At 72.3% G+C, this 22269-nt stretch carries 19 protein-coding genes and 1 pseudogene; 11 read left to right on the plus strand and 9 right to left on the minus strand.

All coding sequences use genetic code 11. The features are described from left to right. Positions 1-62 precede the first annotated feature (62 nt). The 3 genes and pseudogenes from KIK05_RS23695 to rimP form a co-directional block, all read right to left on the minus strand. A complete protein-coding gene (locus KIK05_RS23695; protein ID WP_308250081.1) occupies positions 63-374 on the minus strand; it encodes a YlxR family protein in 312 nt (103 codons plus the stop codon). After that, positions 340-1353: a transcription termination factor NusA gene (gene nusA, locus KIK05_RS23700; protein ID WP_308250082.1), complete on the minus strand. Its 1014-nt coding sequence runs from the start codon at positions 1351-1353 to the stop codon at positions 340-342. Before nusA ends, KIK05_RS23695 begins: the two co-directional genes overlap by 35 nt. Before the next feature lie 134 nt (positions 1354-1487). Further along, a pseudogene (gene rimP, locus KIK05_RS23705) lies at positions 1488-1961 on the minus strand (ribosome maturation factor RimP); the annotation flags it as partial. Between the two features lie 183 nt (positions 1962-2144). On the opposite strand from rimP, the gene KIK05_RS23710 reads away from it, so the two are divergent. The 3 genes from KIK05_RS23710 (at position 2145) to KIK05_RS23720 (ending at position 3397) form a co-directional block, all read left to right on the plus strand. After that, the gene (locus tag KIK05_RS23710; RefSeq protein ID WP_214413010.1) at positions 2145-2660 is read left to right on the plus strand and encodes a hypothetical protein; all 516 of its coding nucleotides are present in this window, start codon (positions 2145-2147) and stop codon (positions 2658-2660) included. Beyond that, complete coding sequence (locus tag KIK05_RS23715) at positions 2657-3136, plus strand: ferritin-like domain-containing protein (RefSeq protein WP_308250083.1); 480 nt, start codon at positions 2657-2659, stop codon at positions 3134-3136. The genes KIK05_RS23710 and KIK05_RS23715 overlap by 4 nt, the downstream gene beginning before the upstream one ends. Before the next feature lie 78 nt (positions 3137-3214). Continuing rightward, a complete protein-coding gene (locus KIK05_RS23720) occupies positions 3215-3397 on the plus strand; it encodes a DUF4236 domain-containing protein (protein ID WP_214413011.1) in 183 nt (60 codons plus the stop codon). A 15-nt stretch (positions 3398-3412) separates the two neighbouring features. On the opposite strand, the gene KIK05_RS23725 is transcribed toward KIK05_RS23720, so the two are convergent. Together KIK05_RS23725 and KIK05_RS23730 are read right to left on the minus strand one after the other, a co-directional pair. Then, entirely contained in the window at positions 3413-5161 is a 1749-nt protein-coding gene (locus KIK05_RS23725; RefSeq protein ID WP_214413012.1) for a proline--tRNA ligase, read from the minus strand. Positions 5162-5267: 106 nt separating this feature from the next. Further along, positions 5268-5621, minus strand: coding sequence for an STAS domain-containing protein (locus KIK05_RS23730; protein WP_308250084.1), 354 nt, complete (start codon positions 5619-5621; stop codon positions 5268-5270). Positions 5622-5828: 207 nt separating this feature from the next. Between KIK05_RS23730 and KIK05_RS23735 the strand changes: the two genes are divergently transcribed. The 8 genes from KIK05_RS23735 to KIK05_RS23770 all read left to right on the plus strand — a co-directional run bounded on the left by KIK05_RS23735 (position 5829) and on the right by KIK05_RS23770 (position 18570). Further along, a complete protein-coding gene (locus tag KIK05_RS23735; protein WP_250563320.1) occupies positions 5829-10007 on the plus strand; it encodes a SpoIIE family protein phosphatase in 4179 nt (1392 codons plus the stop codon). Continuing rightward, complete coding sequence (locus tag KIK05_RS23740; protein WP_214413013.1) at positions 10007-10324, plus strand: STAS domain-containing protein; 318 nt, start codon at positions 10007-10009, stop codon at positions 10322-10324. The genes KIK05_RS23735 and KIK05_RS23740 overlap by 1 nt, the downstream gene beginning before the upstream one ends. A gap of 56 nt (positions 10325-10380) precedes the next feature. Then, a complete protein-coding gene (locus KIK05_RS23745; protein ID WP_214413014.1) occupies positions 10381-11385 on the plus strand; it encodes an acyl-CoA dehydrogenase family protein in 1005 nt (334 codons plus the stop codon). Positions 11386-11465: 80 nt separating this feature from the next. Further along, positions 11466-12533, plus strand: a complete 1068-nt coding sequence (locus tag KIK05_RS23750; protein WP_214413015.1) for an LLM class flavin-dependent oxidoreductase — start codon at positions 11466-11468, stop codon at positions 12531-12533. After that, positions 12530-13588 carry a hypothetical protein gene (locus KIK05_RS23755; protein WP_214413016.1) on the plus strand — a complete coding sequence of 353 codons (1059 nt, stop codon included), beginning with the start codon at positions 12530-12532 and terminating at the stop codon, positions 13586-13588. Before KIK05_RS23750 ends, KIK05_RS23755 begins: the two co-directional genes overlap by 4 nt. 38 nt (positions 13589-13626) lie before the next feature. Continuing rightward, on the plus strand, positions 13627-15279 hold the full coding sequence (locus tag KIK05_RS23760; RefSeq protein ID WP_250563321.1) for an AMP-binding protein: 1653 nt from the start codon (positions 13627-13629) through the stop codon (positions 15277-15279). 114 nt (positions 15280-15393) lie between these two features. After that, on the plus strand, positions 15394-16713 hold the full coding sequence (locus KIK05_RS23765) for an FAD-dependent oxidoreductase (protein ID WP_214413017.1): 1320 nt from the start codon (positions 15394-15396) through the stop codon (positions 16711-16713). Positions 16714-16836: 123 nt separating this feature from the next. Next, complete coding sequence (locus KIK05_RS23770) at positions 16837-18570, plus strand: pyruvate dehydrogenase (protein WP_214413018.1); 1734 nt, start codon at positions 16837-16839, stop codon at positions 18568-18570. On the opposite strand, the gene KIK05_RS23775 is transcribed toward KIK05_RS23770, so the two are convergent. From KIK05_RS23775 to KIK05_RS23790, 4 genes are all read right to left on the minus strand, one after another. Then, positions 18571-19758, minus strand: coding sequence for a DUF6986 family protein (locus KIK05_RS23775; RefSeq protein WP_214413019.1), 1188 nt, complete (start codon positions 19756-19758; stop codon positions 18571-18573). Between the two features lies 1 nt (position 19759). Then, positions 19760-20440, minus strand: coding sequence for a copper homeostasis protein CutC (locus tag KIK05_RS23780; protein ID WP_214413020.1), 681 nt, complete (start codon positions 20438-20440; stop codon positions 19760-19762). A gap of 130 nt (positions 20441-20570) precedes the next feature. Next, a complete protein-coding gene (locus KIK05_RS23785; RefSeq protein WP_214413021.1) occupies positions 20571-21179 on the minus strand; it encodes a GNAT family N-acetyltransferase in 609 nt (202 codons plus the stop codon). 291 nt (positions 21180-21470) lie between these two features. Beyond that, a complete protein-coding gene (locus KIK05_RS23790) occupies positions 21471-22220 on the minus strand; it encodes a GntR family transcriptional regulator (RefSeq protein ID WP_214413022.1) in 750 nt (249 codons plus the stop codon). Between the last annotated feature and the right edge of the window lie 49 nt (positions 22221-22269).

A 22269-nucleotide genomic window follows, 5' to 3' on the forward strand; every position in this document is an offset into this window, starting at 1 on the left:
GCTATCTGACCCGCCTATCGACTCGGCGTCCTACATGACAGTTGGTAACCATTCACCCGGTCCTACTCGGCGTCAAGCCCCGCAAGACGAGATCGCACAGACGCCGCGTCGAGCGGTCCCGCGTGGCGAAACGCACGCGGAAACGCTCGGCGACGTTCGGCGAGCTCCAGGCAGCTCAGAACCGGATGCACATAGGCACCACGACCCTGCAGCCGTCCTCGCTGGTCGGGAACGATCTCGCTCTCGACCACCACCAGGCGGAGCAGCTCGGACTTTACCGTGCGAACCCGGCAGCCCACACACGTTCTCAGCGGGGCGGCCCGGCCACCGTATTCAAGCTTACCTTGTGGACGCATCGGCAGGACCGACGGCATCCCCTGCCGTAGCGGCCTGGGTGTCGGGACGGATGTCGATGCGCCACCCGGTGAGGCGAGCGGCAAGGCGGGCGTTCTGCCCCTCTTTGCCGATGGCCAGCGAGAGCTGGTAGTCGGGAACCGTGACCCGCGCCACCCTGGCGTCCGGATCGATTACCTCGACATGTGAAACCCGCGCGGGCGACAGTGCATTCCCGACGAACTCGGCCGGATCATCGGACCAGTCGATGATGTCGATCTTCTCGCCGTGCAGCTCGGTCATGACGTTGCGCACTCGTGACCCCATCGGGCCGATGCAGGCGCCCTTGGCGTTGACCCCGCCCCGGCGGGAACGCACCGCGATCTTGGTACGGTGGCCGGCCTCCCGGGCGATCGCCGCGATCTCGACGGTGCCGTCGGCGATCTCGGGGACCTCCAGGGCGAAGAGCTTCTTCACGAGGTTCGGGTGGGTGCGCGACAGGGTGACCGACGGGCCCTTGTGGCCCTTCTTCACCTGCACGACGTAGCAGCGGATGCGCTCGCCGTGGACGTACTCCTCGCCGGGGACCTGCTCGTTGTGGGGCAGGATGGCCTCGATCTTGCCGAGGTCGACCAGCACCACCCGGGGGTCCTTGCCCTGCTGGATGACGCCCGCGACCAGCTCGCCCTCGCGGCTGGCGAACTCACCGAAGTTGATCTCGTCTTCGGCGTTCCGCAACTGCTGGAGGATGACCTGCTTGGCCGTGGTCGCCGCGATGCGGCTGAAGTTGCTCGGAGTGTCGTCGTACTCTCGCGCGACCTGGCCCTCTTCGTCGAGTTCCGCGGCCCAGATCGTCACGTGGCCGGAGACGCGGTCGAGTTCCGCGCGCGCCTTGGCCGCCGCCCCCTCCGTGCGGAAGTACGCGATCAGCAGTGCGTCCTCGATCGCCTTGACGACCAGGTCGAAGGAGATGTCCTTCTCGCGCTCAAGGCTGCGCAGGACGCTCATGTCAATGTCCACAAGGCTCCCCCTTAGCCCTCGTCGCCGTCGCCGGCGCGTTCTTCATCGTCGTTACGATCCTCGGTCGCCCGGTCAGGCGACCGCGACGGCGGCTCCTCGCCGGCGACCATGTCATCGTCGAACCCGTCTTCGTCGTCCGGCTCGTCGTCGAGCCTGCGGAACTCCACCTGGACCCGGCCCCTGGCCAGCTCGTCCCAGCCACACCGGCGTGGCGACCCGTCCACCGAGATCTCGACGCCGTCGTCGTCGGCGCCCAGGACGCGGCCCTCCACCGAGGCGCCGTCGCGCAGGTCGGCCTTCACCAGCCGCCCCTTCGCGCGCCGCCAGTGGCGGGGCTCGGTGAGGGGCCGGTCGACCCCGGGCGAGGTGACCTCCAGGACGTACGGGCTGCCGCCCATCACGTCACTGTCGTCGAGCGTCTGGGAGACCATCTGGCTGACGTCGGCGACCTTGTCGAGGCTGACGCCGCCATCGCCGTCGACGATGACGCGCAGGAGCCGTCGCTTGCCGGCAGGAGTGATCGTGACGTCCTCGAGGTCCAGGCCCTCCGCGGCGGCGACGGGTTCGAGAAGCTTTATCAGGCGGTCACGTCGAGCATCGGCGCCCATGCTGACCTCCCATTTGTAATATCGGCCGCCTTCGCGGCGGCCGGAGTGTGTGCCTCGCCCCAACGTTTCACAAGCCTATCGACACCAGGGCACGGAAAGAGCGCCACTCGGTCACCCACCGGGCAGCGCGCCGTACGATGCTATGTGCCAAGCCAGGAAAAGCCGTCATCAACGGGAGGCGCAGTGCGTCAGCATGCCCTGTCCCGGCGTGCGGTGCTGCGCGGCACCGCCGCGGGGGTGGTCGCCGCCACCGCCGCCGGCTGCTCCAAGCACGGCTCCGCGCCGCCCGCCGTCCCCGAAAAGCCCGACCTTGACACGGTGCTGCTCACCAGCGTGATCGCCGACAAGGAGCACATCGTGACGCTGTACCGGCAGGCCGCGCTCTCGGGGGCGAAGATCGCCACCGTCCTGCTGCCCTTCCAGCAGCGCCACGAGGCGCATCTGGCCGAGCTGCGCCGTCGCCTGCCCGCCGGCCCGTCCGCCTCCCCGGCCTCGGGTGGCACGCCGCCCGCCTCACCGGCGCCGTCGGCCTCGGCGAACGGCAGGGTCTCGATCGGCACGCTGCGCGAGCTGGAGCGCAAGGCGGCCGCCGCCCGTCCCCGCCAGATCGGGGGCGTCTCCCCCGCCCTGGCGCAGTTGCTGGCGTGCATCGGCGCCTGCGAGGCCGCTCACGCCCTGGCGCTTGCGAGGGAGTCGTGACCGATCCGCTGCACGGGCTCAACAGGGTGCTCGACGCCGAGCACGCGGCGGTGTACGCCTACGGCATCGTGGGCGCGCGCACCAGCGGCGGCCAGCGCTCGTCGGCCACCAACTGCTACAACGCCCATCGCGCCCGGCGCGACCAGATCCGGCGCCTGATCACGGCCAGGGGCGGCACGCCATCGGAGTCGGGTGTGGCCTACGACCTGCCCTTCCCCGTGAAGGCGGCCCGCGACGCGGCGCGCCTGGCCGCCCTGGTCGAAGAACGCGTCACCGCGGCCTACCTCGAGCTGGCGTCCGTCGACGACGCCTCGCTGCGCCGCCTGGCGGCCCTGGCCATGCAGGAGGCGACGGTCAGGGGGTACGGCTGGCGTCCGGTGATCGCGGCCTTTCCCGGCTGGCCGCCGCACCGGCCCGCCACACCGAACCCCACGCCGGCCGAGCCGAGCCACCCGCCGGTCTCCCTCGAGCAGTAAGGCAGGCACGGCGTTCCGGTCCGTTTGTGATCGCCGTAGCGGGTAGTCGCCCATGCATCCGAACACACGGAGGGACACATGGGCTGGAGCTACCGTAAGTCAATCAATATCGGGCCGTTCAGGCTGAACCTGTCGAAGAGCGGCGTCGGCCACAGCTACGGCGGCCGAGGGTTCCGGGTCACCAAGACCGCCGACGGGCGGCGCACCATCACGGTGAACCTGCCCGGCGGCTTCCACTGGCGCAGGACCCTCAGCCGCTGACCGGCCCGGCCGGTCTCAGGCCTGCGGGCTCGCGGCGGCGAGAACGCGGGCGGCGGCCTCGTCGAGGGGGATCTCCTCCTTGACCCCGCTCGCCCGGTCGCGCAGCTCGACGACACCCTGGGTGAGCCCACGCCCGATGATCAGGATCGTGGGGACGCCCAGCAGCTCGGCGTCCTTGAACTTCACGCCCGGGGAGACGCCGGCGCGGTCGTCGACGAGCACGCGAAGGCCCTTGGCCTCGAGCTCCTCGGCCAGCCGCAGCGCCACCTCGACCTGGTTGTCCTTGCCGGTGCCGACGATGTGGACGTCGGCCGGCGAGATCTCGCGCGGCCAGACCAGTCCGAGCTCGTCGTACTTCTGCTCGGCCAGCACGGCCACCGCGCGCGAGACGCCGACGCCGTAGGAGCCCATGGTGATGCGGATGGGCTTGCCGTCGGGGCCGAGGGCGTCGAGGCCGGCGGCGTCGGCGTACTTGCGGCCGAGCTGGAAGATGTGCCCGATCTCGATGCCCCGGTCGATGGACAGCGGGTGGGCGCAGCGGGGGCAGGCGTCGCCGGCGCGCACCTCGGCGGCCTCGATGGTGCCGTCGGGCTCGAAGTCGCGGCCCGCCACCACGTGGGCGGCGTGCCTGCCCTGCTCGTTGGCGCCGGTGACCCACTCCGAGCCGTTCACCACGCGGGGGTCGACGAGGTAGCGGATGCCGAGCTCCTTGAGGACCTGCGGGCCGATGTAGCCGCGGACCAGGCCGGGGTGCTTGGCGAAGTCGGCCGCCTCGAAGATCTCGGGCACGCCGGGCGACAGCGCGGCCTCGAGGCGCTTGAAGTCGACCTCGCGGTCGCCCGGGACGCCGATGATCAGCGTCTCGACGTCGTCGGAGCCCGGGGTGCGCACCTTGACCACGACGTTCTTGAGGGTGTCGGCGGCGGTGACGCCGAGGCCGTACCTCTCGTTGACGTAGGAGACCAGTGACTCGATGGTCGGGGTGTCGGGGGTGTCGAGCACCTCGAGCCTGGGGCGCTCGACGGTGACGGCGGGCGGCGCGGGGGTGACGACGGCCTCGGCGTTGGCGGCGTACCCGCAGTTGTGGCAGGCGACGAAGGTGTCCTCACCGGTGGGGGTGGGCGCGAGGAACTCCTCGGAGGCCGAGCCGCCCATGGCGCCGGACATGGCGAAGACGATCTTGTAGTCGATGCCGAGGCGATCGAAGATCTTGATGTACGCCTCGCGGTGCTGCTCGTAGGAGCGCTTGAGGCCGTCGTCGTCGAGGTCGAAGGAGTAGGAGTCCTTCATGACGAACTCGCGGCCGCGCAGGATGCCCGCCCGGGGGCGCGCCTCGTCGCGATACTTCGTCTGGATTTGGTAGAGGATGACCGGATAGTCCTTGTAGGAGGAGTACTCCCCCTTGACCATGTCGGTGAACATCTCCTCATGGGTGGGGCCGAGCAGGTAGTCGGCGCCCTTGCGGTCCTTCAGCCGGAACAGCGTCTCGCCGTACTCGGTCCAGCGGCCGGTCGCCTCGTAGTAGTCGCGGGGCAGCAGCGCGGGGAACAGGACCTCCTGGCCGCCCATGGCGTTCATCTCCTCGCGCACGACGCGGGCGACGTTCTCCATGACGATCTTGCCGAGGGGCAGCCACGAGTAGATGCCCGGGGCGACGCGGCGGACATAGCCGGCGCGGACGAGCAGCTTGTGGCTCGGCACTTCCGCGTCCGCCGGATCCTCACGCAGGGTGCGCAGGAACAGGGTGGACATACGCAGCAGCACGGCTACTCCTCGGTCGCGGGGATTGACAGGTACAAGGCTATCGACTCTCGCGCGAACCTCACCCGTTTTACCGCGCGTCCGGCGACACGCCCCCCACCGGCGACGATCAGGCGCACAAGACCCGGACCGCGTCGTCCACGCTGTCGTAGACGGAGAAGATCTGGTTCAGCCCCATGATCCGGAAGATCCGCAAGATGTGGGAGTCGACGCCGGCCAGGGCCAGGCGGGCGCCCGCGTCCTGCGCGAGCTGGTAGGCGGCGACGAGGGCGGCGATGCCGGTGGAGTCGCAGAAGGTCATGCCCGACAGGTCGATCACCAGGCCGCCGCCGGACTCGAGCGGGACCTCCTTCACGACCGCGTTCAGGCGAGGGGTGGTGTGGTGGTCCAGGTCGCCCGTCACGAGCACCAGGCAGGGTCCGGCCGGATGAGGGTCGACAGAGACGGTCAGATCGTGGCGCACCGGAACTCCTGCACGGGGACGGCGATCGGGGGTGGAAATAAACGGAGAGGAGGGGATTTTGCGCAGTACAGGGGCAGGGGATGCCCGGGGGCGGACTGCCCTATCCTACGTAACCGCTGAGCTGAACCTCCCTTCACCGGACGTAACCGGCACGTCGGAGGGCGGTCGGCCCGGCGGGCAGGGACCTTGCGGAGGGAAGGCGATGCGATGAACGGCGCACGGCTCTCCGGGCCGGTGGACCCGCCCCCGTCCCGAAACGGCCGCGCGGAGCTGATGTTCCCCGGGACCAGCGAGATGGCGCGGCGCATGCGCGGCCACCCCTGGCCGCGGACCCCAATGGGCGACCCGTCCACCTGGCCGACGAGCCTGCGCACGGCGTGCCGCATCTGCCTGACCTCCCGCTTCCCGATGATCGTGTGGTGGGGGCCGGAGCTGCGGTTCCTCTACAACGACGCCTACCTGCCGCTCCTCGGCTCCAAGCACCCGGCGTTGGCCAAACGGGGAGACGAGGTGTGGACGGAGATCTGGCACACCATCGGCCCCATGCTCGAGTCGGTGATGGCCTCGGGGGAGGCGACCTGGTCGGAGGACCTCCTGCTCGCGACGAACCGGCACGGCTACTGGGAGGAGACCTACTGGACCTACTCCTACAGCCCGCTGCACGACGACGACGGGGCCGTCCGGGGGGTGTTCACCGCGGTCAGCGAAACCACCGAGCGGGTGATCGGCGAGCGGCGGCTGGCGGTGCTGCAGGACCTGGGCGCCCAGGCGGGCCGGGCCCGCACCGTCACCGAGGCCTGCGAGCTGGTGGCGGACGTGCTGGAACGCTCCGGGCAGGACGTGCCGTTCGCGGCGATCTACCTGCGCCATCCGGAGAACGGCGAGCCGGTGCTGGCCGCCACCAGCCCGCGGGGCGCGACAGTCGCCCCGCGGCCCGGCGGGCCCGGCGACTGGCCGGTACGGCAGGTGCTGCTCGCCGAGGAGCCCGTGACGATGACCGACGTCGCCGAACGCTTCGGCGAACTGCCGTCCGGAGGCTGGCGGACGCCGCCCACGCAGGCGATGGTGCTGCCGCTGGCCGGCGAGACCGGCGGGCGGACGGTCGGGGCGATCGTGCTGGCGGCCGGGGCCGGCCGCGTCCTGGACGAGGCCTACGAGTCGTTCCTGAGCCTGGTGGCCCGCCAGACCGCCGCGCTGGTCAACGCCGCGGTGGCCTACCAGCTGCAGCAGCGCCGGGCGGAGGAGCTGACCGAGCTCGACCGGGCCAAGACCGCCTTCTTCTCCAACATCAGCCACGAGTTCCGTACCCCGCTGACCCTGATCATGGGGCCGGTGCAGGAGCTCCGCGGCGCCCTGGCCGGCGCCGACGAGCGGGTGCGCGAGGACCTGGAGGTGGTCCACCGCAACGGGCTGCGGCTGGGCAAGCTGGTCAACACCCTGCTCGACTTCTCCCGCATCGAGGCCGGGCGCATGCAGGCCCGCTACGAGCCGGTCGACCTCTCCGCCGCCACCACCGAGCTGGCCAGCGTGTTCCGCTCCGCCGTCGACAAGGCGGGCCTGGCCTTCGAGGTGGACTGCCCGCCGCTGCCCGAGCCCGTGCACCTCGACCGGGGGATGTGGGAGAAGGTGGTGCTCAACCTGCTCAGCAACGCGTTGAAGTTCACCTTCGACGGCTCCATCCGCGTCGCGGCGCACGCCGAGGAGTCCCATGCGGTCGTCACGGTGGCCGACACCGGCATCGGCGTGGCCAAGGACGAGCTGCCGCGGCTGTTCGAGCGCTTCCACCGCATCGAGAGCGCCCGGTCGCGGTCGAACGAGGGCAGCGGCATCGGGCTGGCGCTGGTACGCGAGCTGATCGGGCTGCACGGGGGCACCATCACCGCCGACAGCGTCGAGGGTGAGGGGACGACCTTCACCATCCGCCTCCCGTTCGGCAGGGAGCACCTGCCCGACGACGCCCTGGTGCCCGCCGTCGGCACGGAGGCGGTCTCGGCCACCGCCGCCCCGTTCGTCGAGGAGGCCCTGCGCTGGCTGCCCGGCGACGACACCGAGGCGCCGCGGTGGGCGGCCGCCGAGACGTTCGGCGGGGACGTGACCGGCTCCCCGCGCCCGGCGGCGGGCGAGGCCGCGCCGGCGCGGGTGCTGATCGCCGACGACAACGCCGACATGCGCGACTACCTGACCCGCCTGCTGGGCCCGCACTACGAGATCACGGTGGTCACCGACGGCCAGGCCGCCCTGGAGGCGGTGCGCGCCGGCGCGCCCGACCTGCTGGTCAGCGACGTGATGATGCCGCGCCTGGACGGGCTGCAACTGGTGGCCGCGCTGCGCGCCGATCCTCGCACCGCCGGGGTGCCGGTGCTGCTGCTGTCGGCGCGCGCGGGGCAGGAGGCCTCCATCGAGGGGCTCGACGCGGGCGCGGACGACTACCTGGTCAAGCCGTTCTCGGCCGCCGAGCTGCTGGCCAGGGTACGGGCGAACGTCGAGCTGGCGCGGATGCGCTCCCGCCACGCCCGGTGGCGTACCGCGATCATGGAGTCGCTGCAGGAGGCCTTCTTCGTCACCGACGAGACCGGCGCCGTCATCGAGATCAACGCGGCGTTCACCGACATCCTCGGTTACGGCCCCGAAGGCCTGCCCTACACCCCCCTGCATCCGTGGTGGCCCCACGAGGCCGAGGATCCCCAGGCGCACCGGATGGTCGCCGCCCTCTTCGCGCAACTGGTGACCGAGGGCAGAGGCAGCGGCATGCTGCCCCTCACGCACCGTGACGGGCACCGGGTCTGGGTGGCGGTCACCTTCAACGACGTCGCCGACCCCGAGACCGGACTGCGCCGGATGGTGGGCACGCTCCGGGACGTCACCGCGGAGCACTATCGCGTACAGCGCGAGACCGCGCTCGCCGCCCTGAGCATGCGCGTCTCCCAGGCCGACAGCCTGCGGGACGCCCTGTCGGGGGCGCTCGAGGAGCTGCGCGGCGTCTGGCACGCCAGGCGGGTCCTGGCCGCGGTGTGGTCGGACCGGGACGAGCCCGCGCTGACCTCCACGACGTCCGGGCCCCGCTGGCACGACCTCCCGGAGCGCCTGCGCCGGGCGCTCACCGGCCTGCGCGAACGACCTCCGCTGAGCCCGGTCGCCGACGAGCCCGGGGGCGCCGGCGTCGCGCTGGAGCACCCCGACGGGATGCTCGCCCTGTGGGTCGACCTGGGCCGGAACAGGCCCTTCACGGCCGAGGACCAGACCCTGCTGGCGCTGCTGGCCGGGCACCTGGGGCAGGGGCTGCACCGGGCCCACCAGCTCGACCAGCAGCGTGAGACGGCCGTCGCCCTCCAGCGCGCCATCCTCGGCCCGTCCCACCTGCCCGGCGGTTTCGCCGTGCGCTACGAGCCGGCCACCCGCCCGCTGGAGGTCGGCGGCGACTGGTACGACATCGTGCCGCTGGCCGGCGACCACGTGGGCCTGGTGGTCGGCGACTGCGTGGGCCACGGCGTGCAGGCGGCGGCGGTGATGGGGCAGCTGCGCAGCGCCTGCCGTGCCCTGCTGTTGCAGGAGGCTGGGCCCGCCCACGTGCTCACCGCCCTCGACAGGTTCGCGGCCTTCGTCCCCGGCGCGTTGTGCACCACCGTGTTCTGCGGGCGGCTGGACACCGTCACCGGCCGGCTCGTCTACTCCAGCGCGGGTCACCTGCCGGGCATCCTGGCCCTGCCCGGCGGAGGCGTCGAGCTCCTTTCGGAGGGACGCTCCACGCCGCTCGGCGTGCGGCTCGGCCGTCCCCGCCCGGAGGCCGAGTGCGTGCTGCCCGCCCGGTCCACCCTGATGCTCTACACCGACGGGCTGGTCGAGCGCCGCCGCCGTCCGATAAGCGAGGGCATCGACCGGGCCGGGAGCGCGATCCAGGACGGCCGGGGGACCGCGATCGAGGATCTGGCCTCCCATGTCATGTCCCTGCTGGAGCCCGCCGCCGGCTTCAACGACGACGTCGCCGTGCTCCTGTACCGCAGGCCCGCGCCGCTGGAGGTGACCTTCCCCGCCGAATCCGCGCAGCTCGCGCCGGTGCGCACGGCTCTGCGCGACTGGCTGGGCCGCTGTGAGCTCAGCGCGCTGGTCACCCAGAACGTCCTGGTCTCCGCCGGGGAGGCCTGCGCCAACGCGATCGAGCACGGCAGCGGCTACGACGCGGGTCAGAGCATCCGCCTGCGGGCGGTCGTCACGGCCGACGACCTGCGCGTGACCGTGACCGACACGGGCCGCTGGAAGCCGCCGCGACCGGAGGCCGGCCGCCATCGTGGCCGCGGCATCGCGCTCATGCGGGCCCTCATGGACGAGGTCGTCATCGACCGCGGCACCGCCGGTACCACCGTCGACATGCAGACGAGGATCAGCTGATGACTTCCCCCCTGAGCCTGGCGGCCTCCCGGCGGATCGACGGCAGGCCGGTCCTGGTCGTCACCGGCGAGATCGACATGAGCAACGCCGACGCCTTCGACGCCGCCCTCACCCGGTCCGCCGCCGACGGTGACCGGCTGGTGGTCGACCTCGGGGCGGTGGGCTATCTCGACAGCGCCGGGCTGGCCGTCCTTTTCGCCCACGGCGCGCGCATCGAGCTCATCGTCAATCCCGTCCTCGCCCCCGTCGTGACCTTCTCGGGTCTCCCGGAGGTCGTCCCGGTGCACGGGCCGGCGCCCGGCGCGGACAGCGTCTGATCGCCCTTGCCGCCAGGCGGCTGGTTGCCAAGCAATCGCTTGGTTAGGCTAGGCGGATGGACCTGACGGAGGAGCAGCGCGACCTGCGCTCGACCGTACGCGCCTTCCTGCGCGACACCTGCCCCCCTCCTCTTTCCGGGGAGTACCGGGGTGACGGGCCGTGGAAGAGGTTCGCCGGGGAGCTCGGGGTCACCGGGCTGGCCATCCCCGAGGAGCACGGCGGGGCCGGATGCGGCATGCCCGAGGTGGGCGTCGTCTGCGAGGAGCTCGGCCGCGCGCTCTCCCCTCTCCCCTACCTGCAGACCGTGCTCGCCGCGGAGGCGATCAAGGCCTGCGGGGACGAGGAGGCCGGCCGCCGCCTGCTGCCGGGGATCGCCTCCGGCGCGACGACCGCCACCGTGGTGCTGCCGGACGACGCCGACCTCCGGCTCGGCACGGACGGCCTGCACGGCGTCGCCCCGTACGTCCTCCCCGGCGAACTGGTGCTGGCCTGCGTCGGCGACCGCCTCGTCGAGGCGCGGCCGACCGCGCGCCGGGACCTGCCGACCCTCGACCCCACGCGCCCGCTCACCGAGCTCACCTTCGACGGCGCCCCCGTACGCCTCCTGGGGGACGCCGCCTCCCACGCCCGGCTGCGCGACCTCGGGGTGACCGCGCTCGCCGCCGAGCAGGTGGGAGGCGCGGCGCGCTGCCTCTCGGCGGCGGTGGCCCACGCGAAGACCAGGCGTCAGTTCGGCCGTCCGATCGGGTCCTTCCAGGCGATCAAGCACAAGCTCGCCGACGTGCTGCTCATGGTGGAGTCGGCGAGGTCCGCCGCGTACGCCGCGGCCCGCGCGGGCGATGAGGAGCTGCCCGTGCGCGCGGCCGTCGCCGGGTCGTACTGCACGGAGGCCTACCTGGCGGCGGCCGGGGAGAACATCCAGGTCCACGGCGGCATAGGCGTCACCTGGGAGCACGACGCGCACCTGTACTTCAAGAGGGCCACCTCCGACGCGCAACTGTTCGGCCCACCTCGATCCCACCGCGCCCGCCTGGCCGCCACCGTCTTCCCGGCTTGTTGAGGGGGGTTGCGGCTGGTAGTCTCAGCCAAGCGAGCGCTTGGTTGAATCCAAGCGAGCCGGATGGCGTTACGGAGGCGTGGATGACGTCCCTACGGATCAGCCTGGGGTACGAACTGGAGGTCCGCGGGCGCACCCGCGAGGTGGAGCGGCAGGCATTCGAGAACGTGATCGACCAGGTCGTGCTCGGGGACCGTCTGGGATACGACACCGCGTGGTTCGTGGAGCACCACTTCACCCGCGGCTTCTCCCACTCCTCGGCCCCCGATCTGGTGCTCGCCGCGATCTCCCAGCGCACCGAGCGGATCCACCTCGGCCTCGGCGTGGTGCTGCTGCCCTTCCAGTCGCCCATCCGCACGGCCGAGCGGGTGGCGACCCTCGACATCCTCAGCAACGGGCGGGTGGAGTTCGGCACGGGCCGCGGCGCCTCGCCGCTGGAGTACCAGGCCTTCCAGCGGCCGTTCGAGCAGTCGCGCAAGATCTGGGAGGACTCGCTGGAGGCGGTCCTCGCGATCTGGAACGCCGACGGCGAGCCGATCACCCGGTCCAACCCGTTCTTCGAGATCCCCGACGTCGCGGTCTACCCGCGCCCGGTCCAGCACCCCCACCCTCCGGTCTGGGTCGCCTCCACCTCGCTGGAGGGGTACCTGGCGGCGGCCAAGCACGGCTACAACCTGCTCGGCATGACCATGCTGAAGGGCATCGACGACGTCGCCCTCGACATCGCCAAGTACAAGGAGTGCCTGGCCGACAACGGCTTCGACCCCGGCAGCAGGAGGATCGCGCTCATGATCCCCTGGCACGTCGCGCCCAGCCGCGAGCAGGCCATCGAGACGGCCGCCGACCCGGTGCTGTGGTACATCCGGCGGCAGGTCAACCTCGTCACCCCGCCCGACTACTACGACGCCCGGCACGCCACCCACCGCGTCCTCGGCCAGGTCGCGGCCGGCCAGCCGCCCGAGGAGGCCATGGCGACGCTGCGCGAGCACCTCATGGTCGTGGTGGACGACGTCGAGGGCTCGCGCAAGGCGGTCGCCAGGATCGCCGAGGCCGGGGCCACCGACCTGATCCTTCAGGTCCAGGTGGGCGGCCTCGCCGACGAACGGGTCCGCGACTCGATCGAGCTGTTCATGGGGGAGGTCATGCGTTGACGACGACCCGATGGCTGACCAGGGACGACCTCGGCGCGGCCGCGCGATCGGCGACCGGCCTGCTGCAGGTCGCGCCGGACGCGGAAGGCGTCTGGCCGCTCGACGCCGAGGCCAGGGCCGCCGCCGTCGGCCTGACCTCGGCGGCGCTGCGGGCGGCGGGCGCCGGGGACCGCGACCGGGTGGTCGTCGCCCTCGCCGAACCCGCCGGGGCGCTGTGGGCCGCCGCCGGCGCCGAGACGGCCGCGGCGTCCGCCTCCGTCGGCCCGCGCGGCCGCATGCGCCTGCACCACGCGCTGAAGACGCTCGGCGCGACGACGCTGGTCGTCACCCCCACGGGCGCCATGGACCTCCTCGCCCGCCTGCACCTGGAGTTCCTGCTCGACCCCCTCGACCTCGGGCTGCGGCAGATCGTCCTGGCCGGTGAGATCGCCTCGCGCCGCACGCTGACCCACCTGGCCGGCGAGTTCGACGCCCGCGTGACGGAGGTCTACCTCAACCCCTTCAGCGGGAGCGCGCTGGCGTGGCGTGACTCCGAGGACGCGCCGCTCACCCCCCTGGCCGGCGGGTCGCTGGGCCTGGCGTCCCTCGACAAGGACTCGCCGTTCGAGGGGTCGGACGGGCTGGCGGAGCTGGTCGTGCACGGCGCGGGCGCCACGGTGCGCACCGGGCAGGTCGCCCGGGCCGGCGGCGACGCGGCCGGGATCCCCGCGCCGTCCCACACGGTCGGCGACCACGTCCTGGTCAAGGGCGTGTGGCTGTCGTTGCCGCGCGTCGAGAAGGCCCTTTCCAAGATCGACGGTGTGTCGGCCTGGGATCTGGCGATCTCGCGCCAGGGCACGCTCGACACGGCGGTGCTCACGGTGGGCTTCGCCCGGCAGAGCCTGATCGGGAACCCCATGTGGCGGTCCCGGATCGAGCAGTCGCTGGCGGCGCTCACCCCGGTGAAGATCGGCGTGGAGATCGCCGGCGAGGTCGTCGAGACCGCCCGCCCGGGCACGGTCACCGACGCCCGCGGCCATCACCTCGGCAGGGATCGCACCGCCATAGCGCACTGACAGGGCGGCACGGGTTCGCGGGATCCGGGAGGCGCGACATGGCTGGAGACGGGTCGGCGGAGTCCTCGGGCGTGCCGGGCTGGGGGACGATCCCGCGCATGCTGCGCGACCAGGCGGCGCACCATCCGGACGTGACGGTCGTCGTCGACGGCGACGTACGGCTGTCGCTCGCGGAGCTGCGCGCCCGGGCCGCGCTGGTCGCCAAGGGGCTGATGGCCCTCGGCGTCCGGCGCGGCGACCGGGTCGCGATCTGGGGGCTGAACGACGCCGACTGGGCGGTGGGCGCCTACGGCGTCTGGGACGCCGGCGCGGTCATCGTCCCCCTGTCGTCCCGGTACAAGGGCATCGAGGCGGCCGGGCTGCTCGCCAGGACCGGCGTACGCGTCCTGATCACCGGCCGCAACCTGGACGGCTCCCCTCCGTTCGCGGACGTCCTGGCCGCGGAAGCGGGCCCCTCCACCGGCGCCCGGCCCTTCGCCGGGCTGCCCGAGCTGGCTCACGTGCTCGTGCCGGACGGCCTCGACCGGCCCGGCGCGCGGACGTCGTCCGCCCTGCTCGCCGCCGGATCGAAGGTCACCGGCGCCGAGTCCGAGGAGCGGGCGCTGGCCGTACGGCCGGACGACCTGTGCGAGATCATGTCGACGTCCGGCACCACCGGGACGCCGAAGGGCGTCATGCTCGACCACGGCCAGATCGTGCGGGGCTACTGGGACTGGGCCGAGATCGTGACCCTGCGGGAGGGCGACCGCTACCCGGTGATCGCGCCGTTCGCGCACGGGTTCGGGCTGAACGCCGGCCTGGTCGCCGGCGTGATGCGGCGCGCCACGCTCATCCCCGTCAAGATCTTCACCCCCGACGGGCTGCGCGACCTCATCCAGCGGCGGCGCGTCACCGTCCTCGCCGGGGCGCCCACGCTCTTCCACCGCCTGCTGGACGAGGTGGACCTGTCCGGGCACCAGGTCCGCGTGGCGATCTGCGGCGCCGCCGCCGTACCGGCCGAGCTGGTCCGCCGGCTGCTCCGCGAGGGGGGACTGGAACGGGTGATCAACGCCTACGGCCTGATGGAGGGCACCGTCGTCTCGATGACCCGGGCGGGCGACCCGGTCGAGGTGATCGCCTCCAGCACGGGCCGGCCGGTGCCCGGCATCGAGGTGAAGATCGTCGACGACGACGGCGAGGAGGTGCCGACCGGCGGACGTGGCGAGATCCTCCAGCGCGGCTACGGCGTCATGCGCGGCTACTGGGGCGAACCGGACAAGACGGCCGAGGTCGTGCGGGACGGCTGGCTGCACACCGGCGACATCGGCACGCTCGACGCCGACGGCAACCTCGCCGTGGTCGACCGCAAGAAGGAACTGTTCATCGTCAACGGCTTCAACGTCTCCCCCGCCGAGGTCGAGAGCCTGCTGCTGCGTCACCCCGGCCTCGCGCAGGCGGCCGTCGTCGGCGTCCCCGACGACCGTTCGGGCGAGGCGGGCCGGGCCTACGTCGTGCCCCGGCCTGGCGCGGCACCGGACGCGGCCGAGATCATAAACTGGGCACGAGGGAACATGTCGAACTACAAGGTCCCCCGCCAGGTGACCGTCGTCGACGCCCTGCCCGTGAACGCCAACGGGAAGATCGACAAGCGCCTGCTCCGCGCCCGCGCCGAAGAGGAGCGACCGGCGCGGCCGCCGGCGGGACCGGGGTAACGGAAGCGGATTATCTCGATCACCTCGGCGCGCGAGCCTGGCCGGGAGACCCGTCGTCCGCGACAATCTGCTCCATGACACCGTGGGGCCGATGAGTCCCGCTAAGGAGGCCGCATGTCGCTCCGCGTGGCGATCGTGGGATCCGGGCCCGCCGGCATCTACACGGCCGAAGCACTGACGAAGCAGGCGGGCGAGCAGGTCGAGATCGACGTCCTCGACCGCCTTCCCACGCCGTACGGGCTGGTCAGGTACGGCGTCGCGCCCGACCACACCTCCATCAAGTCGATCGCGGGCTACCTGCGGCGCGTGCTCGAACTGCCGTCGGTGAGGTTCCTCGGCGGGGTCGAGCTGGGCGGCGAGATCTCCGTGGACGACCTGACCGCCTGCTACGACGCGGTGGTGTACTGCACCGGGGCGATGGTCGACCGGCACCTCGGCATCCCCGGCGAGGACCTCCCCGGCAGCGTGGCCGCCACCGACTTCGTCAACTGGTACTGCGGCCATCCCGACATGCCGCCCGACACCTTCTCGCTCGACAGCACCGAAGTGGCCGTGATCGGCGTCGGCAACGTCGCCGTCGACGTCGTCCGCGTCCTGGCCAAGACGGCCGACGAGCTGCGGTCGACCGACGTGCCGCAGGAGGTGCTCGACCGGCTCGCCAAGAGCCAGGTGACCGGCATCCACATGATCGGCAGGCGGGGTCCCGAGCACGCCAAGTTCACTTTGAAGGAGCTGAGGGAGCTCGGCGAGCTCGCCAACTGCGACGTGTCCGTCCGCCCCGAGGAGGCCGGCAGCGGCGAGGTCGGCGAGCTGTCGCGGCAGATCCGGGGCAACGTCGAGGTGCTGAGGTCGTGGTCGGCACGCGAGGCGAAGGGCCGTCCGCGGCGCCTTTCGGTGCGGTTCTGGCTGCGTCCGGTGGAGATCCTGGGATCCTCGCGGGTGGAGGGGCTGCGGCTGGAGCGCACGCGGCTGGCCGACGGGCGCGTGGTCGGCACCGGGGAGTACGAGACCCTCCCGGTCGGCATGGTGCTGCGCTCGGTGGGCTACCAGAGCGTGCCGCTGCCGGGGGTGCCGTTCGACGGCGCGACGATGACCGTGCCGAACACCGCCGGGCGGGTGTCGGAGGGGCAGTACGTCGCGGGCTGGCTCAAGCGGGGGCCGACCGGCGTGATCGGCACCAACAAGTCCGACGCCGCCGAGACCGTCCGCACGCTCCTGGCCGACCTCGCCTCCCGGCCGGACCGCAGCGCCCCGCCGTCGCGGCTGGACGACCTGCTGGCCGCGCGCGGCGTGCGCCCGGTGACGTACGCCGACTGGCTCTCGATCGAGGCCGCCGAGGCCGCCCTGGCCGCCTCCCTGGGGCGGGGGGAGCACGTCAAGCTGGTGGGCCGCCAGGCCATGTTCGCGGCCTTCGGACGGGCGCCGGCGAGCTGATCGCCGCCGCGTTTCCGGGGCGGATGCTGGGAAGGACTACCTCGAGACGGGACAAGTCGGGGGGCTTCCCATGACCATGCACGCATACCTGCACGTCCTTCGAGCCGCCGGAGGAGCGAGGTCATGACTTCGGTGGCCGAGCAGTTCGTCCAGGTCCTGCGGCAGGCCGGCGTCCGGCGGGTCTACGGCGTGGTGGGCGACAGCCTCAACCCGATCGTCGACGCGATCCGCCGGGCCGAGGACGTCGACTGGGTGCACGTCCGCAACGAGGAGGCGGGGGCGTTCGCCGCCGCCGCGGAGGCCCAGCTGACGGGACGGCTCGCCGTCTGCGCCGGCAGCTGCGGGCCCGGCAACACCCACCTGCTCCAGGGGCTGTACGACGCGCACCGCACGGGCGCCCCGGTGCTCGCCCTCGCCTCCCACATCCCCTCGCCGGAGATCGGCACCGGCTTCTTCCAGGAGACGCACCCGGAGCGGGTCTTCGTCGACTGCAGCGGCTACTGCGAGATGATCAGCCGGCCCGCGCAGATGCCCAGGGTGCTGCGCACCGCCATCCAGCACGCCGAGGGGGAGGGCGGGGTCGCGGTGATCGTGCTGCCCGGCGACGTGGCCGGCGAGGAGGCCGTCAACCCGACCGGCGAGAGCATGCTGCTGCCGGAGAAGGGCGCCGTGGTCCCTCCGCCGTCGCAGGTCGAGGCGCTGGCGTCCGCCCTGGACACCGCGCGCACGGTGACGCTGTTCTGCGGCGCGGGCTGCCAGGACGCCCACGGCGAGGTCATGACGCTGGCCGGGAAGGTGCTCTCGCCGGTCGGGCACAGCCTGCGCGGCAAGGAGTGGATCCAGTACGACAACCCGTTCGACGTCGGGATGAACGGCCTTCTGGGGTACGGCGCCTGCTACGACGCGCTGCATGAGGCCGAGCTGGTCGTGCTGCTGGGCACCGACTTCCCCTACGACCGGTTCCTCCCCCGCGCCCACACCGCTCAGGTGGACCACGACGCCGTCAAGCTGGGACGGCGCACCCCGCTGGACGTCGCCGTGCACGGGGACGTCCGCGAGACGCTGCGCGCCGTCCTTCCGCTGGTGAGGCAGAAGACCGACAGGTCGTTCCTGGAGCGGATGCTGCGCGAGCACGCCCGCAGCCTCGAACGCGTCGTGGACGCCTACACCAGGAACGTCGAGCACCACACCCCGATCCACCCGGAGTACGCCACGGCCGTCCTGGACGACCTCGCCGCCGACGACGCGATCTTCACCGTCGACACCGGCATGTGCAACGTCTGGGCCGCCCGCTACCTGACGCCGAACGGCAGGCGGCGGGTCATCGGCTCGTTCCTGCACGGGAGCATGGCCAACGCGCTGCCCCACGCGATCGGGGCGCAGCTCGCCCATCCCGGGCGGCAGGTCATCTCGATGTCGGGCGACGGCGGGCTGGCCATGCTGCTGGGCGAGCTGCTGACCGTACGGCTGCACCGGCTGCCCGTGAAGATCATCGTGTACGACAACTCGTCGCTCGGCATGGTGAAGCTCGAGATGCTGGTCGAAGGGTTCCCCGACTACCAGACCGACCACGAGCCGGTCGACTACGCCGCGATCGCCTCGGCGGCCGGCATCCCGTCGCTGCGGATCGAGAAGCCCACCGAGATCCGCGACGGCCTCGCCCAGGCGCTGGCGTCGTCCGGCCCGTTCCTGGTCGACATGGTCACCGACCCGAACGTCGTCGCCATGCCGCCGCGCCTCACGCCGGCCCAGATCAAGGGCTTCGCCCTCGCCGCGGGCAAGATCGTGGTCAGCGGCGGCGTCGGCAAGATGGTCGACATGGCCCGCGCCAACCTCCGCAACATCCCCCGGCCGTAGTCACTCCTCGGTGCCGCCGAGAGCGAGCGTGGCGCGGTGGAGGGCGGTGACGAGGGTCTTGATGGTGGCGGGCTCGTCCATGACCCCGCCGTCGGCGTCGCGGCCGGCCTCCCAGGCGCGCACCCGGGCCGCGTAGGCGTCCCGGGCGGCCAGGTGGAAGGCGTAGACGGCGGCGTACCGGGACACGAGGTGCGAGGGGTGCATGTCCCAGCCTTGGTGGAAGCCGTGGCGCAGGGAGTGGCGCACCATGCCCGCGTGCGCCCGCCACAGCGCGTGCACATCCTCGGTGGAGCCGGACGCGGGCGAGGCGGCGAGCGAGCCGTCCGAGAGCTCCACGCCGGTGCCCGCGAGCGCCACGCGCGTCGCCTCTCGGGCGTGGTCGCACACCGGATGGTCCAGCCGCTGCTCGCCGGGGGGAAGCCCGCAGGCGGCGGTGTAGTCGAAGACGCCGAAGTGGGCGGCGGCGAGGCGCCCGTCCAGGGACGGCACCAGGTCGGGCGAGCGCTGGAGGAACATCACCGTCTGCGGCGCCTCGACCTGCATCTCGAAGCGCAGCGTCCCGGCGGCCAGGCCCAGGCCCTCCTCCAGCCGGGCGAGGAAGGAGGCGAACCGCCCGAGGTAGGCCTCCATCAGCACCTTGGGAAAGGTCACCCTGAAGCCGCCGGGCAGCGTGCCCGCCCGGTGCGTCACCCCCGTCAGGAACGCGTCCAGCGTGCGGAGGCTGCGCGCCGGATCACCGTCCGCGAAGGACTTGACCCGCAGGCCCCAGCGGCGCGGCAGCGTCCCCTCGGCGTGCATGGCGGCGACGGCCTCCGCCGCGGCCTCGGCGTGGGCGTCCTCCTCGGCGGCGGGACGGGTGCCGTACCCGTCCTCGAAGTCGATCCTGAGGTCCTCCACGGGCTCGCGGGCCAGCTTGCGCGCCACCCGGGCGCGTACGTCCGCCGCGTGACCGGCCGGGAGGGAGCCGAGGACGGCCTCCAGGTCGTCGTCGGAGCGCAGGTGGCCGGAGGCGAGGTCGAGCGCCGCCTCGCCCCAGGAGCGCACCGTGAGCCGGTCGAAGCGGTCGGCGGGCACGTACACCGTCTGCACCGGTTGCCAGGCGGCCGGGGGGCCTGGGTATCGCCTGGCCTGCTCGGCGAGCACCTCGCCCATCCCGGGCACGTCGTGGTCACCGAACGTGAGGCGCATGTCAGATCGTGTCCACCAGCTCGCGCCAGCGCCGCACCCGTTCGGCGTCCACCGGGTGGGACCACGACTCGCGGACGGCCCCGCCGACGTGGAAGGCCCGTACGCCGTAGTCGAGCAGCGGGGGGACCAACTGCGCCCGCAGCCCGCCGCCGGCGAGGATCAGCGGCGCGTCGCCCGCCTCGGCGCGCGAGCGCAGCACCGGCAGCCCCGCCGCGATGCCCGACGGCTCGCCGGAGGTGAGCACGGTGGCGAGGTTCGGCAGGAGCCGTACGGCGCGCCAGCTCGCCTGGACGTCGGCGGCGTTGTCGACGGCGCGGTGGAACGTCCAGGGCAGGGGCGTGACCGCGTGGATGAGGGCCTCGGTCGCCAGGAGGTCGACGGCCCCCTGCTCGTCGAGGAAGCCGAACACGAAACCGGCGGCTCCGGCGTCCGCCAGTTCCCGTGCGGCCCGCTCCAGGCCTCGCAGTTCCTCGGGGGTCACGGTGAAGCCGGCGTTCGACCGGAGCATCACCATTTGCGGCAGCGCGGACTGCTTGGCGATCGCCTCGACGGTCTCCGGGGCGGGGGTCAGCCCGCCGACGGACATGTCGGCCACGATCTCCAGGCGGTCCGCGCCGCCCTCCTCTGCGGCCACGGCGTCGCGCACATCCAGCGCGATCACCTCGAGCAGCGATCCGGTCATGGGTCCAGAGGTTATCGGACCCTCCTGTCCTGAGTTGGACCGCTACCACCCACAGGCCCTCACCTGTCCGGGGTTGGACGGCTAGCGCCTGATCTCACCCGGCATGCGAGGGGGCCGCTTCCGCCGCAAATCACCTGGTGTGGGCGTGCGAGGGCACTCGCCTGCGCGCCCGGGGGACGGCCGGGGACGCCAGGCCGGCGGTCCGCTGGAACAGCGCGCCCGAGGCCCGGTGCGGGAGGTCCACCGTGCGGACGTGCTGGAAGCCGATCGTGCGGTAGTAGCTCTGCAGGCCGGGGTTGTCCTTGGAGCAGTCCAGGCGCAGCCACCGCCGTCCGGACGCCGCCACGCGCAGGTTCGCCCAGTCGAGCAGCGTCTCCCCCAGCCCTCGGCCCGCGAAAGCCCGCTTGACGGCCAGCTTGTGGACGTACAGGGCCGCCTCGGGGTGGTCACCGCGCCGCCAGAACTCGGGGTCGGCGTGCTCGTCCAGCGTCAGGGTGGCCGCCGGAGCGGAGCCTTCCTCCCCGGCCTGCGACTCGTCGTCCAGGACGTACAGGTTGCCCTCGGCGATCAGCGGCTCGATGCGGGAGGCGGGGAAGCCGCCGGCCGGCCACTGCCGGATGCCCCGGCCGTTGAGCCAGGCCGCGGTCTCCGCCAGCAGGGTGAGGACGCCCGGGAGATCATCGAGGGTGGCGTTGCGGAGGGTGAGGGATGTGGCCTGGTGGAGGGTGTCGGAGGACATGAGGGATCCTTTCGTCGCCGTTGGTAGCGCCGCGGGCACGGTAGGTGCCCGCAAGGGAGCGCACGGCCTTCCCAGTGAAGGCCGCTGTCAACGGCGTCCGCCGCCCGCCTGCTGCCCGATCTCTCTCCACACGGCCTGGACCTCGGTGCTCCATCCCCCTGAACTGCGCGAAAGCGCCGTAACCGCTCCCCGTCCTCCCGACCGCGGGCGCCGACAGAAGAGCCGTCGACAGGCGGACAGGCCGAGACCGCCCCTTGCCGTCGGGCAGTGGGCGGTGGATGGGGTTCTCGGTCAGGTGACCTTGAGCTCGTACCTGATCAGATGCTTGTCGGCGGGGAGGACCGACACCGCGACGCGGACCGGAGTGTCCTCGCGGTCGTAGCCGACGCGGACGTACACCACGACGGGGGTGCCGGGTTCGAGCTGCAGGCGCGACGACTCCTCAGGAGTCGGCATGCGCGCCGAGATGTCGTCGATCACCCGGACCTGCCGGTGCCCCAGCTCCTCCAGCACGCGGTTGGCCCCCCGCGTGATGTCCCCCGGCCGGGCGATCTCGGAGTCGTGGACGAGGGTGAACGGGAAGTAGGAGTCGTTGGTGTTGTACGGCTGGTCGTCGACGTAGCGGAGCCGGCGCCGCACCACGGCGACGGCGTTCTCCTCCAGCTCCAGCCGTGCCGCGATCTCCTCCGGCGGCTCCACGATGGAGACCTGGATCTCCTGGCCGGGCTTGCGGCCCTCCTTGCTGACGGCCTCGGCGAAGGCCTCCCGGCGCAGCACGCCGGGCGCGACGTTCAGCTCGTCCTGGGGGCGCATGAGCAGTGCCCGGCGGTCGCGGACGAAGCTGCCGCGCCGGCGCATCCGGGTGATCAGGCCTTCGTTCTCCAGCTCGGCCAGCGCGAGGCGAACCGTGTTCCGGCTGACCTCATGGCTGTCCATGAGGTCCATCTCGGTGGGCAGCTGAGCGCCCGGCCCGAGCTCACCTGAATAGATGGCCTTGCGCAGCTCGCCGGCCACCTGCTGATACAGCGTCGACCGTGCCAAATCTCACCTACGGTTGCGTCCTTTTGTACCTACGAATCTAGACGATCTC

Origin of the sequence: Sphaerisporangium fuscum (assembly GCF_018531465.1) — a bacterium.
Lineage (GTDB): Bacteria > Actinomycetota > Actinomycetes > Streptosporangiales > Streptosporangiaceae > Sphaerisporangium > Sphaerisporangium fuscum.

Coding starts and splice junctions, on each gene's coding strand:
- KIK05_RS23695 (WP_308250081.1), bottom strand. CDS start 374: ATGCCGTCGGTCCTGCCGATGCGTCCACAAGGTAAGCTTGAATACGGT.
- KIK05_RS23720 (WP_214413011.1), top strand. CDS start 3,215: ATGGGCTGGAGCTACCGTAAGTCAATCAATATCGGGCCGTTCAGGCTG.
- KIK05_RS23735 (WP_250563320.1), top strand. CDS start 5,829: ATGAACGGCGCACGGCTCTCCGGGCCGGTGGACCCGCCCCCGTCCCGA.
- KIK05_RS23740 (WP_214413013.1), top strand. CDS start 10,007: ATGACTTCCCCCCTGAGCCTGGCGGCCTCCCGGCGGATCGACGGCAGG.
- KIK05_RS23745 (WP_214413014.1), top strand. CDS start 10,381: ATGGACCTGACGGAGGAGCAGCGCGACCTGCGCTCGACCGTACGCGCC.
- KIK05_RS23750 (WP_214413015.1), top strand. CDS start 11,466: ATGACGTCCCTACGGATCAGCCTGGGGTACGAACTGGAGGTCCGCGGG.
- KIK05_RS23760 (WP_250563321.1), top strand. CDS start 13,627: ATGGCTGGAGACGGGTCGGCGGAGTCCTCGGGCGTGCCGGGCTGGGGG.
- KIK05_RS23765 (WP_214413017.1), top strand. CDS start 15,394: ATGTCGCTCCGCGTGGCGATCGTGGGATCCGGGCCCGCCGGCATCTAC.
- KIK05_RS23770 (WP_214413018.1), top strand. CDS start 16,837: ATGACTTCGGTGGCCGAGCAGTTCGTCCAGGTCCTGCGGCAGGCCGGC.
- KIK05_RS23775 (WP_214413019.1), bottom strand. CDS start 19,758: ATGCGCCTCACGTTCGGTGACCACGACGTGCCCGGGATGGGCGAGGTG.
- KIK05_RS23780 (WP_214413020.1), bottom strand. CDS start 20,440: ATGACCGGATCGCTGCTCGAGGTGATCGCGCTGGATGTGCGCGACGCC.
- KIK05_RS23785 (WP_214413021.1), bottom strand. CDS start 21,179: ATGTCCTCCGACACCCTCCACCAGGCCACATCCCTCACCCTCCGCAAC.